At 44.2% G+C, this 14,289-nt stretch carries 13 protein-coding genes; 12 read left to right on the top strand and 1 reads right to left on the bottom strand.

Annotation, left to right across the window (positions count from 1 at the left end):
- The 9 genes from fmt to spoVM all read left to right on the top strand — a co-directional run bounded on the left by fmt (nt 1) and on the right by spoVM (nt 8,895).
- Nucleotides 1-963 (top strand): methionyl-tRNA formyltransferase, encoded by a 963-nt coding sequence (gene fmt / locus ACWPWY_RS12480; protein ID WP_454191981.1) that lies wholly within the window; start codon nt 1-3, stop codon nt 961-963.
- Nucleotides 960-2,375 (top strand): 16S rRNA (cytosine(967)-C(5))-methyltransferase RsmB, encoded by a 1,416-nt coding sequence (gene rsmB / locus ACWPWY_RS12475; RefSeq protein WP_454191980.1) that lies wholly within the window; start codon nt 960-962, stop codon nt 2,373-2,375. The genes fmt and rsmB overlap by 4 nt, the downstream gene beginning before the upstream one ends.
- Before the next feature lie 285 nt (nt 2,376-2,660).
- Entirely contained in the window at nt 2,661-3,701 is a 1,041-nt protein-coding gene (gene rlmN, locus ACWPWY_RS12470) for a 23S rRNA (adenine(2503)-C(2))-methyltransferase RlmN (RefSeq protein ID WP_454191979.1), read from the top strand.
- A 14-nt stretch (nt 3,702-3,715) separates the two neighbouring features.
- Nucleotides 3,716-4,492, top strand: a complete 777-nt coding sequence (locus ACWPWY_RS12465; protein ID WP_454191978.1) for a Stp1/IreP family PP2C-type Ser/Thr phosphatase — start codon at nt 3,716-3,718, stop codon at nt 4,490-4,492.
- Entirely contained in the window at nt 4,489-6,711 is a 2,223-nt protein-coding gene (gene pknB / locus ACWPWY_RS12460; RefSeq protein WP_454191977.1) for a Stk1 family PASTA domain-containing Ser/Thr kinase, read from the top strand. Before ACWPWY_RS12465 ends, pknB begins: the two co-directional genes overlap by 4 nt.
- A gap of 99 nt (nt 6,712-6,810) precedes the next feature.
- Nucleotides 6,811-7,722: a ribosome small subunit-dependent GTPase A gene (rsgA, locus tag ACWPWY_RS12455; protein WP_454191976.1), complete on the top strand. Its 912-nt coding sequence runs from the start codon at nt 6,811-6,813 to the stop codon at nt 7,720-7,722.
- A gap of 2 nt (nt 7,723-7,724) precedes the next feature.
- The gene (gene rpe / locus ACWPWY_RS12450) at nt 7,725-8,387 is read left to right on the top strand and encodes a ribulose-phosphate 3-epimerase (protein ID WP_454191975.1); all 663 of its coding nucleotides are present in this window, start codon (nt 7,725-7,727) and stop codon (nt 8,385-8,387) included.
- Nucleotides 8,388-8,389: 2 nt separating this feature from the next.
- On the top strand, nt 8,390-8,650 hold the full coding sequence (locus tag ACWPWY_RS12445) for a hypothetical protein (RefSeq protein WP_160033586.1): 261 nt from the start codon (nt 8,390-8,392) through the stop codon (nt 8,648-8,650).
- Nucleotides 8,651-8,817: 167 nt separating this feature from the next.
- Complete coding sequence (gene spoVM, locus ACWPWY_RS12440; RefSeq protein WP_091159225.1) at nt 8,818-8,895, top strand: stage V sporulation protein SpoVM; 78 nt, start codon at nt 8,818-8,820, stop codon at nt 8,893-8,895.
- 136 nt (nt 8,896-9,031) lie between these two features.
- Here the strand turns inward: spoVM and rpmB are convergent, their stop codons facing one another.
- The gene (gene rpmB / locus ACWPWY_RS12435; protein ID WP_047910965.1) at nt 9,032-9,220 is read right to left on the bottom strand and encodes a 50S ribosomal protein L28; all 189 of its coding nucleotides are present in this window, start codon (nt 9,218-9,220) and stop codon (nt 9,032-9,034) included.
- Between the two features lie 331 nt (nt 9,221-9,551).
- Between rpmB and ACWPWY_RS12430 the strand changes: the two genes are divergently transcribed.
- Genes ACWPWY_RS12430 through recG form a run of 3 tightly spaced genes read left to right on the top strand, consistent with a single transcriptional unit; the run spans nt 9,552 to nt 14,279 of the window.
- The gene (locus ACWPWY_RS12430) at nt 9,552-11,333 is read left to right on the top strand and encodes a DAK2 domain-containing protein (RefSeq protein ID WP_454191974.1); all 1,782 of its coding nucleotides are present in this window, start codon (nt 9,552-9,554) and stop codon (nt 11,331-11,333) included.
- 24 nt (nt 11,334-11,357) lie between these two features.
- Entirely contained in the window at nt 11,358-12,218 is an 861-nt protein-coding gene (locus ACWPWY_RS12425) for a DegV family protein (protein ID WP_454191973.1), read from the top strand.
- A gap of 15 nt (nt 12,219-12,233) precedes the next feature.
- Entirely contained in the window at nt 12,234-14,279 is a 2,046-nt protein-coding gene (gene recG, locus ACWPWY_RS12420; RefSeq protein ID WP_454191972.1) for an ATP-dependent DNA helicase RecG, read from the top strand.
- Nucleotides 14,280-14,289: the final 10 nt, after the last annotated feature.

Raw genomic sequence — 14,289 nt, 5'->3', positions numbered from 1 at the left:
ATGAATATTGTTTTTATGGGGACACCTGATTTTGCAGTGCCTGCACTTGAAAAGCTGCTGGCAGAAGGGTATTCCGTAAAACTCGTAGTAACTCAGCCTGATAAACCGCAAGGACGTAAAAAGATATTAACCCCAACTCCTGTAAAAGAGGCTGCGCTGAAACATGGAATCCCTGTGTTTCAGCCTCGCCGTCTTCGTGATGAAGAATCGGTGGCAGAACTTGCGAAATGGGAGCCGGATCTGATTGTGACGGCTGCTTTCGGTCAGATTTTGCCTAAAGCTGTTCTCAACATGCCGAAGTACGGATGTGTTAATGTTCATGGTTCCCTATTGCCCAAATACCGCGGTGGAGCTCCAATCCAGCGTTCGATTATTAACGGGGAAAAGGTTACAGGTGTTACGCTCATGTATATGGCGGAAGGTCTCGATACGGGGGATATGATCTCCAAAGTGGAAGTTCCGATTACGGATGAAGATACGTCAGGTACGATGTTTGCCAAGCTGAGCGAAGCGGGGTCGGATCTGCTTCTTCGCGAAATGCCTAATCTGATTAGCGGTAAAGTGACGGCAATTCCGCAAAATGATGAGGAAGCGACTTACGCGAAGAACTTGACAAGAGACGATGAGAAAATTGATTGGGCGCGTTCTGCAAGACAGATTTACGATCAAATTCGCGGTCTTGTTCCTTATTCAGGTGCTTTTACACTGTGGGACGAGCAGGTATTTAAAGTGTGGTCGGCGGTAAATCCTTCGGCGTTGCCGGATGAGTATAAACAGGCATCCAGCGGACAAAAAGAAGCCGAAGCGGGAACCGTACTTTCCTTATCTAAGCTTGGTATCGAAGTGAAAACTTCAGATGGCTCGTTATGGCTCCGTGAAGTACAGCCTGCAGGTAAAAAAGTCATGCAAGCATCGGATTTCGCTCGCGGCGGATCTCTCAAAGCAGGGACGGTGTTGAAGTGAAGTCATCTGAGCAGCATAAGGCTATTAAGAAACAGTCGGCTCCTCCTGCACCTAAGAAACGGAACATAACCAGTCGTGAAGCTGCTATGAACATTTTGACCGCAGTGGAAGAAGAGGGAGCATACAGTAATCTGCTCTTGAATCAGGTATTAAAAGGCGCAAATCTAAGTCCTGCTGATGCAGGCCTAGCAACTGAACTCGTATATGGAACCATAGCTCGGCGTAACACATTGGATTATTTCCTGGAGTCCTATGTTGCGAAAGGTTTAAAAAAACTAACCCCTTGGGTTCGGAATTTGCTCCGGCTTAGTCTGTATCAAATTCTATACCTTGACCGGATTCCTGATCACGCAGCAGTCAGTGAAGCCGTAAATATTGCGAAACGTAAAGGTCATCAAGGTATTTCAGGTATGGTGAACGGGGTACTGCGTAACATGCTTCGGAATCTTGATCAGTTAAAAGTTCCAGAAGATTTACCAGCAGTTAAACGTATTGCCCTGACGCACTCTCACCCAGAATGGTTGGTGAAAAGATGGGTCGCCCAGTACGGAGAGCATACAGCCGAAGCAATGTGCCGTGCCAATAATGAAGCGCCGCCAGTCAGTGTTCGTGTTAATACGACCATGATTTCCCGCGACAAATTAATGCAAGAGATGGAACAAGCGGGTCATATCGCAGTGCCGTCCATGATTAGCAAAGACGGAATTATTGTATCAAGCGGCGGTAACATGGCACTTACCTCTTGGTATCAAGATGGTATGTTGTCTGTACAGGACGAAAGTTCAATGCTTGTTGCCGAGGCGGTAGAACCGAAGTCGGGAATGACTGTGCTGGATTGCTGCGCTGCACCGGGAGGCAAAACATCACATATAGGTGAGAAGATGCAGGACCAAGGTTCTATTATTGCGAACGACATTCATCCACATAAGGTGAAATTAATACAGGACCAAGCAGATCGGCTTGGCCTCGGAAGTATTGAAACGGTATGTCACGATGCTTTGGATCTGGATGCGTATTATCCAGAGGCTTCTTTTGATCGGATTTTGCTGGATGCTCCTTGTACAGGATTCGGAGTCATTCGGCGTAAACCGGATCTTCGCTGGGCGAAGACACCGGAGGATGTTGAATCGATTAGCAGTTTGCAAAGTGAACTTCTCAGCCGGGCGTCCAAGCTTCTTAAGCCAGGTGGTATATTAGTCTATAGCACTTGTACTACGGAGCCTAAAGAGAATGACCAGGTTGTCCGTGAATTTCTCTCTTCACACCCTGATTATGCAGCGGTGGGACCTGCAGAGAGCATGAACGAAGAGGTTAAAGCCTGTGTTACCGAAGAGGGGTATGGAATTCAGATTCTTCCTCAGAACTTTAATAGTGATGGTTTTTATATTGCGAGATTAAAACGTCTTGTATAACTTGTGTAGAAAAAAGGATGTTGTATCCTTGCCTGATGTCTGCTAAGCTTTATAAGATTTTAATACCATAGACAAATGATTGCCGCTGTAAACCGTAAGGTTTAGGCGGCTTCTTGTTGCTTTTAAGAAGCTTGGTAAGCGGCAAATCATATTCACGTATGATAGGCTGTAACATCAGCTTTCATGGATGAATGCGGGATTATATGTTAAAATGGGTAGAATGATAAGATGACGATGTTTATGCTTTACGATACTTTATTTAAGAAAGAACAGGTGTTGAAACTAATGACTAAGCCTTTTATATATGATTACACGCTCGAAGAGCTAGAAACGTGGGCTCGAGAGAATGGTGAACCTAAATTCCGTGCTGCGCAAATATACGATTGGATCTATGTTAAACGTGTAAATGACTTCTCTGAGATGACGAATCTTTCGAAAGCACTACGTGAAAAACTTAATGATCAGTTCCAGTTTGTTACCCTGCGTGAAATCACTAAATTTGAGTCCAAAGATGGAACCGTTAAATTCCTATTCGGACTCCATGATGATCATGCAATTGAAACAGTAATCATGAAACATAATTATGGAAATAGTGTTTGTGTAACTACGCAGGTTGGATGCCGTGTAGGTTGTACTTTCTGTGCATCCACACTCGGGGGACTGAAACGTAACCTTACCGCAGGTGAAATTATTGCTCAGGTAGTTCGTTCTCAGCAAATTTTAGATGAGCGCGGCGAACGTGTAAGCAGCATCGTTATTATGGGTACAGGAGAACCGTTTGAGAACTATGATGAAACGATGAAATTCCTTAGAACGATGATCCATGAAAAAGGACTTAATATCGGACAGCGTCATATTACTGTCTCTACAAGTGGGATTGTTCCTAATATTTATCAATTCGCGGATGAAGACACGCAGATTAATCTCGCAATTTCCATTCATGCGCCAAATGATAAATTACGCTCCAAACTTATGCCGGTTAACCGCCGTTTTCCTTTTGATGATGTGATGGAATCTTTGCGTTATTATCAGGCAAAAACAGGACGCCGAATTACTTTTGAATACGCACTAATCGGTGGGGTTAATGACCAGCCTGAACATGCAGAGGAACTCGCAAGTGTAATTAAAGACATGATATGTCACGTGAACCTGATTCCAGTTAACCATGTACCAGAAAGAAAATACGTAAGAACGGCTCGTAAAGACATATTCCAGTTCCAAAAAATCCTTGCTGATCAAGGAATAAATGTAACAATTCGTCGGGAGCAAGGACACGATATAGCGGCAGCATGTGGACAGCTGCGGGCTAAGCACATGGAAGCATGAGGTGAGTGATGAAGGTGATGAATACAGTACATGTCAGCCACGTAGGGCGGGTTCGTTCCGTGAATGAAGATTCAGCCTGGGTCCGCCAATTAGATCAAGGTTATATTCTTGGTATTGTAGCGGATGGCATGGGAGGTCATCTGGCCGGGGATACAGCGAGTCGTCTCGCTGTAGAAACCGTCTCACAGGACCTGTCCGGGCTTGAGACTGAACTGCCTTTATCGACACTGTCAGCTGCGCTCAGCGATGCAATTCTGCATGCGAATGAGGTGATTTTTCGTCAGGCTGCAGAAAATGAAAAGTTTCATAATATGGGAACCACCGTTGTTGCTGTTCTGATGAGTGATTCAACCGGGGTTATAGGCCATATTGGAGATAGCAGAGCTTATCTTATATCAGATCGTAAAATAGTACAGCTGACGGAGGATCATACCCTTGTAAATGAGCTGTTTAAAAACGGTCAGATCAGTGAAGAAGAAGTTCAAGTTCATCCACTTAAAAATGTCGTCACGAGAGCACTTGGTACAGATGAGGAAGTAGATGTAGATCTCTACTCCGTCCAAATGGAACCAGGAGATGTACTGATGCTTTGCAGTGACGGCTTAAGTAATATGGTCAGCAGTGAACAGATCCTTACGATTGTCGGACAAGCAGATCTCCTACTGTCAGAACGGGCGGAAAGACTGCTTCAACTGGCACTACTTGCTGGCGGGGATGATAATATAACGGTTGCCCTTTTTGAGATGCCCGAAGCGGTAGCTACCGGCAAGGAACAGGGGGGTAACATATGATTGGACACCAGCTTGGCGGTCGTTATGAAGTAATAGAACGCATTGGCGGGGGCGGCATGGCCTTGGTATATAAGGCTCAGGATATTTTGCTGAACCGCAATGTCGCAATCAAAGTTCTTCGCCAACAGTTTGTACATGATGAAGAATTTATTAGACGTTTTCGTAGAGAAGCTCAATCGGCTGCTTCTTTGTCCCATCCGAATGTTGTCAGTATTTACGATGTGGGTCAAGAAGACGAAATTCATTACATCGTAATGGAGTATATTGAAGGACAAAACTTAAACGAAATTATCAAAGAACGTGCGCCACTGCAGGTTGAGGAAGCGGTAAGAATTGCTTGTCAGATTGCGGATGCACTTGATCATGCACATCATAACCAGATTATTCATCGCGATATTAAGCCGCATAATATTTTGATTGGCAGAAACGGCCGGGTAAAAGTAACAGACTTTGGGATCGCTCGGGCTGTAACTTCGACGACAATAACACAAACCGGTTCGGTCGTTGGTTCGGTACATTATTTTTCACCTGAACATGCTAAAGGGGTAGTGACTGGTGAAAAATCAGATTTATACTCTCTTGGTATTGTTCTATATCAAATGCTCACAGGACAGCTTCCTTTCTTAGGGGAGAGTCCTATCAGCGTTGCACTCAAACATCTTCAAGAAGATTTTGAGGAACCGAGGCTTTTGAATCCGCTGATTCCGCAAAGTGTTGAAAATATTATTCTCAAATCGATGCGTAAAGATCCAAATGAGCGATATCAATCGGCTCTTGAAATGCAGACAGATCTTGAGACTTGTTTGTTTCCTGATCGGCTCGAGGAACCGAAGATGATGTTTGACGATGAGTTTGATATCGATCAAACGCGAGTCATTCCTGCTATCAAACCAGAACAGTATACTGCTGTTAACACAGATACAGCTGGGATGGATCCAGCGCGTGCAGATCAGAAAACGAAGCCAAATAAGAAATCTAAGAAAAGGGCAACTTTTTGGGTAACATTAACTCTCATTGTCCTTGTAGCCCTTGCTGGAGTCGTCTTTTATGTAGAGAAAGTACTGGTTGTGCCTAACGTACCTGTTCCAAGTGTTATTTCTTTGGATGAAGATGCGGCGAGAAAGCTTCTTACGGAAAGTGGACTTGAAGTCGATGAAGTCTCTGTAGAATACAAAGAGGGAGTCGATCCTGGAATTGTATTTGAACAGAGTAAACCCGAAGGCAGTCTTGTTAAAAAAGGTTCCTTAATTGATCTAACCGTTGGTGCTGAAAAACCACAGGAACAAATGGTGGATGTAACGGGAGAAAATTACGAAGACGCTGTTCAAAAGCTGCTGGCTCTTAATATAAAAAATGATAATCAGATCAAAAAAGAAGAAAGTTTCAGCGATCAGGTTGTAGGGACGGTCATTAGTCAGTCGATCGCGCCAGGAACTGAATTTGACCCAGATACAGCTGAGATTATTCTTACTGTCAGTAAAGGCCCGGAATTGGTATTGATGCCTGATTTGATTAATAAGTCTCGTTCTGAAGCTGAAAAATTGATCAAGAATAATAACTTGAAACTAGCTGAAGTCAAAGAGGAATCTAGTTTTCAAGTGGAAAAAGGCAAAGTTACACAACAGTGGCCCGTTGATGCAGGATCTTCTATTGCGCCAGGTACAGAGATTACAATCTATGTAAGTACCGGGTACTCGCCAGAGACGATTGAATACACGTTCGCATTCCTTATTGCACCTAGTGAGGATGGGAAAAACAGTAAAGTACGAATCGTCTACACGGATGCTCGAGGGGAAAATCAAGAATGGGGCACCAAAACGATTAATAAAGTACAGACATTCTCTGTTCCGCTGGTGCTTGCTCCTAACCGTGATGGATATGTAACGGTTTATCGTGATGGGGAACTAGAGGATACTTACAGGGTAGGATACTTTGATGCTAAGAACGGCAATGTAGAGATCCCTGAGATCAAATCGATTTCTCAGCCAGAGGAAGGCGGAGGAGGAGACGAAGGATCGGAGCCCCCTGCAGAAGAGCCAGAAAAAGATACCACAGCTAATGATAATAATGGTAACGGTAATGGAAACGGAAACGAGAACAGCAGTGAGAAGAATGACAATCAGGGTAATAATGGAGAGAATGGAAACGATAAGAACGATGATCAAGATAACGGTCAGGGAGATGAAGATCCATCCGATAATGAGGATGGTAATGAGTGATAGACGAAATATGAGTAAACACTCTTCATTTCAGGCGCCGATTAGGCGCCTGTTCTTATATTCCATAGCGATATTAAATGTATAAAGGACGGTGGATTCATGCTCGATGGAGTTATTATTAAAGCATTAAGCGGATATTATTATGTTAAGCCACTTGGGGAGGGTGGAGCTCCGATCGATTCGGAATCCTCCGTTCAATGCCGGGGGCGTGGGGTCTTTAAAAATAGAGGAATCTCTCCACTGGTTGGCGATCGAGTAAAGTACGTTCTTACCGAAAATGGAGAAGGAACGGTTACAGAAGTTATGCCCAGAAAGACAGAATTGATTCGGCCGCCAATGGCAAATGCTCGTCTTGCCGTACTTGTATTTTCATTAAAAGAACCAGAAATGAACGTTCAGCTGCTTGATAAATTTTTGGTACATATTGAGCAGGCGGGTCTGGATGCTATCATCTGTCTAACCAAAAGTGACTTGGTGGATGCAAAAAGCGAACAAAAATATAAAGATCTTATTGAGCTCTATAAGACGATCGGCTACGAAGTTATTCGTACAAGCTCTAGGGAAGGTTTAGGTTTTAACGAGCTGAAGGAGCATCTTGCTGGTGAAATCAGTGTATTCTCAGGACAATCGGGTGTAGGGAAATCATCGCTGCTGAATGCAATGATGCCAGGACTTACACTAGAAACAAACGAAATCAGTATGAAACTTGGCCGGGGGAAACATACCACGCGTCATGTAGAACTGATCCCACTCGATAACGGTGGTTTCGTTGCTGATACTCCAGGCTTTAGTCAACTAGATTTCCTTGAGATCGGTGTTGAAGAGCTCGGAGAGTGTTTCCGTGAATTCCGTGAATACTCAGGCGGATGTAAATTCAGAGGATGTACACACACGCATGAACCAGGCTGTGAAGTGCTTCGTGCCAAAACAGATGGTCTGATTGCAGAAAGCAGATATCATCATTACGTTCAATTTTTAGAAGAAATGAAGGACAAGAAGCGGAGGTACTAACTATGACAATTAAAATCGCACCATCTATCCTATCCTCAGATTTTGCACGCCTTGGAGCGGAAGTAGCAGAAGCGGAAGCTTCTGGTGCGGACTGGATCCATGTTGATGTTATGGATGGACATTTTGTTCCTAATATTACGCTGGGACCACCGATTGTAAAAGCGATCAAACCACATACAAGTCTCCTGCTGGATGTACATTTAATGATTGAAAATCCAGAACTTTATATTGCTGATTTTGTAAAAGCAGGAGCGGGTATGATTACGGTGCATGCAGAGGCCTGTGTCCATCTGCACCGTGTGATTCATATGATTAAGGAACATGGCATTATGGCAGGCGTAGCGCTCAATCCAGGCACTCCTGCAGCTCATGTAGAGGAAGTACTGGATGACGTAGATATGGTGCTGGTTATGACTGTGAATCCTGGTTTTGGAGGACAAGCATTTATTCCGGGCACAATACGTAAAATCCGCGAAATTCGCAGCTCGTTACGTGAAAGAGGACGTGCTGATGTTCACATTGAAGTAGATGGAGGAATTACGAAGGAGACGGCACCGCTTGTAGTGGAGGCAGGAGCAGACGTACTCGTTGCTGGCAGTGCTGTATTTGGAAGAGAAGATCGTGCAGCAGCGATTACTGAGATACGTCAAAGCCTCGGAGGATAAAAATGACCTTTAAAGAAGCAATGTGGACTTCGCTTATTAGTCTTGTTACGGGAACCTTATTAGGTTCCTTTGCATTACTCCCTTCTCCTATTAATGCAGTCGTATCGCTTCTTGGTGTTATTCTTGTGATTTGGTTTTTTCGTAAGTTTGAGCGAAAAGGGATTCGCATTACTTTTGTTATTTTTACCGCGGTATATTACCTTTTATTTATCTTATTATGGTCGGCATATACCTTTATAAAAATGAATCCGCCGCAGGTTTAAGCAAAGCTTGTGGCATAGCAAGAGAGTATTCTGCATAAATATGGTTACATGAGCGCGATTCTCATGTAGCCTTTTTTCGTATAATCCTGGTTTTGATTCTGAGCGAATAGGAAGGCTTCTGGTACGATAAAAGGTGGAGCGCATGAGGATGATGGGGAGGGTTAAGTATGAAATTCTACACGTTTAAGCTTCCAAAGTTTTTAGGAGGTTTTGTGAAAGCGATCCTAAACACGTTCCAGAAATAAAATCGGCTTGAAGTGTGTCCATTTTACGCTGAGAAGAGCTGGCATAGGAAGGGTCGCCGGAAATCCAGACATGAAAAAAGCACCTAGTCAGAAGGCGAGGTGCTTTTTGTCTTTGTATTCTATAGACGTGCTAAGATTATACGCGAGTTACTTTACCGGCTTTCAGAGCACGGGTGCTAACATAAACGCGTTTTGGCTTACCGTCCACCAGAATGCGAACTTTTTGAACGTTTACGCCCCAGGAACGGCGGTTACGGTTGTTAGCGTGAGAAACATGGTTACCGCTACCCGGTTTTTTACCTGTCACATAACATTTGCGAGACATAGATTACACCTCCTATTCTGAAAGTAACCGTTATCCGCAAGGTCAATGGTTGTACTTCAGACCAAATTTGGCCATACTTAATCCAATACACCTGCATAAAACAATACTTAAATATAATATCATATAAGAAAAAGCTTAGTCAACATAAACAAAAACTTTATTTATTTCTCTTCATGATTATAGTACAATGAGGTATAGTCCATAATACTGCGGAAAGACCGCTGTCGCTTGAGTCACTACTCAGCGGAACAACGGATGTTAGAGCTTTTCTCGAAGGCACCAGCCTTCTTAGAACAAGCTCCCGCATCAAGCTAGGAAGGGGAATTCTCACTTGAGTAAACGTTCTTTAAATGGAACAGATTTCAACGCGATGGTTTTAGCCGGAGCGGATCAATTGCATAAGCATGCTGAACACGTCAATTCCCTCAATGTATTTCCTGTTCCAGACGGAGATACGGGTACAAATATGAATTTGACAATGAGCGCTGGTGTGGCCGAACTTAAAAGAAACAGCTCTAGTTCCATTGGAAGCTGTGCAGGGATTTTATCGAAAGGCCTGCTAATGGGCGCACGGGGGAACTCGGGTGTGATTTTGTCGCAGTTGTTCCGAGGCTTCAGTCGTTACGCTGCCCCATACGAGGAGCTGAATACGATTCAATTTGCTGCTGCCCTCCAGAGCGGTGTGGATACCGCATATAAGGCTGTAGTAAAACCAGTAGAAGGTACAATCCTCACGGTTGCTAAGGAAGCGGCAAAGCATGCGACTTATTATGCTCGTCGAACCAATGACGTTACTGAACTTATGAGTGAAGTATTAAAAAAAGCAAATGAAACTCTTGCCTTAACACCGGAAATGCTTCCTGTACTTAAACAGGTAGGCGTTGTTGATTCCGGCGGAAAAGGGCTTGTATATATTTATGAAGGTTTTATGGAGTACTTACTAGGCGGAACTGCCGAAACAGATTCGAAAGTTCAACCAGCTAAGGAAATGACTCCACCGGCTCCTGCTGCAAAAACGATGGTAACAGCACCTTCGGCTCTTCGTGAACTTCCTAACACAGCGCAAGCTAGACTGGAGACGGAGGATATTGAGTTCCTTTACGACATGGAATTCTTTATTAATCGTCAGTTAGGTGATGCACAGGGAACGCCATTTGATGAGGATTATTTTAGGAAAGCGTTATCAGTGAATGGAGATTCCATCATCATTATCTCAGATGATGAAGTCATTAAAGTACATGTTCACTCCAAAACACCAGGTGATGTACTTAACTTAGCGCTTCAATACGGAGAAATTACACAAATTCATATCCTTAACATGCGAGAACAGCACCGTGATTTGCTGACAGCTGGTATGGATGCTGCTGCAGAGCCAGGGCTATTTGCGGATATTCCGCCAGAACAAGAGCTTACTCCGGAACTGTCAATACCGCCGGCAGATGAACTTGCTCCATTTGGCTTTATTGCTGTTTCTTCTGGTCAAGGGATCGAAGATGTATTCAAAAGTCTTGGGGTAGATATTGTTCTATCCGGTGGACAAACCATGAATCCAAGTACAGAAGATTTTGTGAAAGCCATTCACTCCATTGACGCAGAACATGTATTTATTCTGCCGAATAACTCAAACATTGTTCTTGCTGCTAAACAGGCAAGAGATTTGCTAGAAGGAGAGCGTCTTGTTACCGTCATTCCAAGCAAGACGATTCCACAAGGGATTTCCGCTGCTTTTGCTTTCCAGGAAGATGAAAGTGCAGAGTCCAATGAAGAGAACATGCTGGAAGCTATTGCTCATGTTCGCTCTGGTCAAGTCACCTATGCGGTAAGAGACACGGTATTTGATGATCTTGAGATTAAAGCAGGACACTTTATTGGTATCCATGATTCCAAAATTGTGGCTACCGAGGAAGGTCTCATTCCTACTTGTGAGCAGCTGCTGAGCAAGATGATTGAGAGCGGTGATGAAGTAATAACTATACTGTCAGGTGAAGAAGCCGATAAGGCAGATACAGAGCGCCTTGCATCATGGCTTGCTGCTGAATATCCAAACGCAGAGATTGAAGTACACGAAGGCGGTCAGCCAATCTATGCCTATCTCTTCTCGGTTGAAGCTTGATCATAAATAAGGGGGTCCTTTTTCATGAGCCAAGTTTTCATTGTAACGGATAGTACTGCAGATATTCCTGATGAACTTGTTGCGAAATATCAGATTCATGTGGTTCCACTTCGAGTCGTATTTGATCAGGAAACTTATCTTGATGGGATCGAACTGAGCCCGGCTACGTTTTATGAGAAACTTGGAGATGCTAAAGTACTGCCTTCCACTTCTCAGCCTTCGCCAGTCGAGTTTATGAATGTGTATAGCCAAATTTTGAATGAGCATCCAGGCAGTCAGATTGTTTCTATCCATTTATCCTCAGGTATGAGCGGAACGTATCAATCTGCACTGCTTGGTAAATCGATGCTTGAAGATGAGCAGACGGTAGAGATCACGGTTATGGATTCTAAATCTGCCAGCTATGGATATGGACTGCTCGTTGTACATGCTGCACAGCTGGCACAGGCGGGAAAGAATGCAAAAGAGATTGAAACCGCCGTACTTAGGCTTCATCAGCAACGTAAGCTGTATTTCTTAGTAGATACCTTAGAATATTTGCAAAAAGGCGGACGAATCGGAAAAGCTTCTGCTGTGTTGGGTACCTTGCTTAATATTAAGCCTGTTCTATCGATAGATAATGAAGGAATTATCTATGCTGTCGAGAAGATTAGAGGTCAAAAAAAAGCAATGGAACGCATCATTCAAATGTTTGAACAAGATTTTGCGGGAAAACGAATTAATATTGCTGTCGGTCATACAGCCAATCCTGCCTCGGCTGAAGCCTTTATCTCACTGATCCAAACGCGGTTTGAACTCGGTGAAGTGGTTTATCCGAACATTGGTGCTGTTGTTGGCAGCCACGTAGGTTTTGGAACGATCGCTATTTTTGTATGGCCGGCATAAAATGAGGGATGCTTTATGTTGTTAGAAGAAACATCGGTGAAGCAAGTTAGCGGCGTGAGTGCTCTTAAAGAAGAAGAGCTTCACGCCTTTGGCATTTATACCGTGAAAGATTTGCTTGAGTACTATCCTTTCCGTTATGAGGATTACCGTTTGCGTTCTTTAACAGAGGTGAAAGATGGGGATCGGGTGACGGTTCAGGCGAAAATCATGGGTGTACCTGTGTTGCAGCGGTATGGTCGCAAGTCGAGACTGACTTGCCGGATGATGGCAGAAGATTTTATGTTTTCAGCAACATGGTTTAATCGTCATTTTCTGAAAGATCAGCTAACGCCTAATCGGGAGATTACGCTCACGGGAAAATGGGATCAGAAACGAATGCAGCTTACTGTCTCGGAGTCCGAATTTCCAGACAAAGGTGCAGTGCGTACTGGCTCTGTTCAGCCTGTCTATTCGATAGGCGGGAAGATGACACAGAATTGGCTGCGGAAGACCATTAACCAAGCCCTTAAGCAATTTGGCGACCTAGTACCGGAACTGCTTCCTGCTGAACTGCTTAATAAATATAACCTCATGCCTCGTAAACGGGCTATCGCGCTGATTCATCAGCCTGGTGATCCGCAGTCAGGTCAAGAGGCACGTAGACGTATGGTATACGAGGAACTCTTTTTATTTCAACTGAAAATGCAGGCTTTTCGTGCTATAAATCGAGGGAAAAGTGATGGAGTCGTACATACCGTTTCCAATAGCACCATTCGAGAGTTTGTTCGCAGTTTACCTTTTGAGCTTACGGATGCTCAGAAACGAGTAGAGCTGGAAATTTTGCATGATATGCGCTCTCCGCACTGCATGAACAGGTTGCTTCAAGGAGATGTTGGTTCAGGGAAAACAGTCATTGCTGCCATCGCTTTGTTCGCTGCAGTACGTTCTGGATTTCAGGGGGCATTAATGGTGCCGACTGAAATATTGGCAGAACAGCATATGCGTTCGCTTGAAAAGCTGTTTACTCCTTTTGATATTCAAGTGGCTCTGCTCACTGGGAGCACACCGGGCCGTAAACGAAAAGAGATTTTAGCGGGACTGCAAATGGGGCTTATCGACGTGATTGTAGGTACGCATGCTCTTATTCAAGATGATGTGTTTTTCCGAGATATTGGTCTTGTTGTTACAGATGAACAGCATAGATTTGGGGTCAATCAACGCAGTGTACTGCGCCGTAAAGGATACAATCCGGATGTTCTTACGATGACAGCTACACCGATCCCAAGAACACTTGCCATTACAGCCTTTGGAGATATTGATGTGTCAACCATTTCTGAGCGTCCTAAAGGAAGAATCCCAATCTCTACGTACTGGGTGAAGCACGATATGATGGACCGAGTCATCGGTTTTATTACTCGAGAACTGAGTCAAGGTCGCCAAGCGTACCTGATTTGTCCTCTTATTGAGGAATCAGAGAAGCTAGACGTCCAGAATGCGATTGATCTGCATGTAGCGATGCAGCAAGCTCTTCCTCAGTATCAGGTAGGCCTTTTGCACGGGCGAATGACGCCGTCAGAGAAAGAAGAGTCTATGCGGCTGTTCTATGAGAATAAGACTCAGATGCTCGTATCCACTACCGTAGTCGAGGTGGGGGTCGATGTACCTAATGCAACGCTCATGATTATTATGGACGCAGAGCGATTCGGACTCTCCCAGCTTCATCAGCTGCGCGGGCGTGTGGGAAGGGGTTCCCATGCATCGTACTGCATACTTATTGCAGATCCCAAGTCAGAAATTGGCCAAGAGCGAATGAAGGTGATGACAGAAACGGAAGATGGATTCGAAGTTTCACGGCGGGATTTGGATTTGCGGGGACCAGGGGATTTCTTTGGAACGAAGCAAAGTGGTATGCCTGATTTTAAAATTGCAGATATGGTTAGCGATTTTGAAGTGCTTGAGGTAGCCCGTGATGATGCAGCATCACTCGTATCTAGTGAATCATTCTGGACTTCTCCAGGATATGAGGCGTTACGAGGTTTCTTGCAGAAGGAACAAATTTTCCAAGGCGATATCATGGATTAAAGAATGTTTA

This window comes from Paenibacillus sp. Marseille-Q7038 (assembly GCF_965111595.1).
The sequence above is the reverse complement of the archived record's forward strand: the minus strand, read 5'-3'. Positions and strand labels throughout refer to the sequence as shown.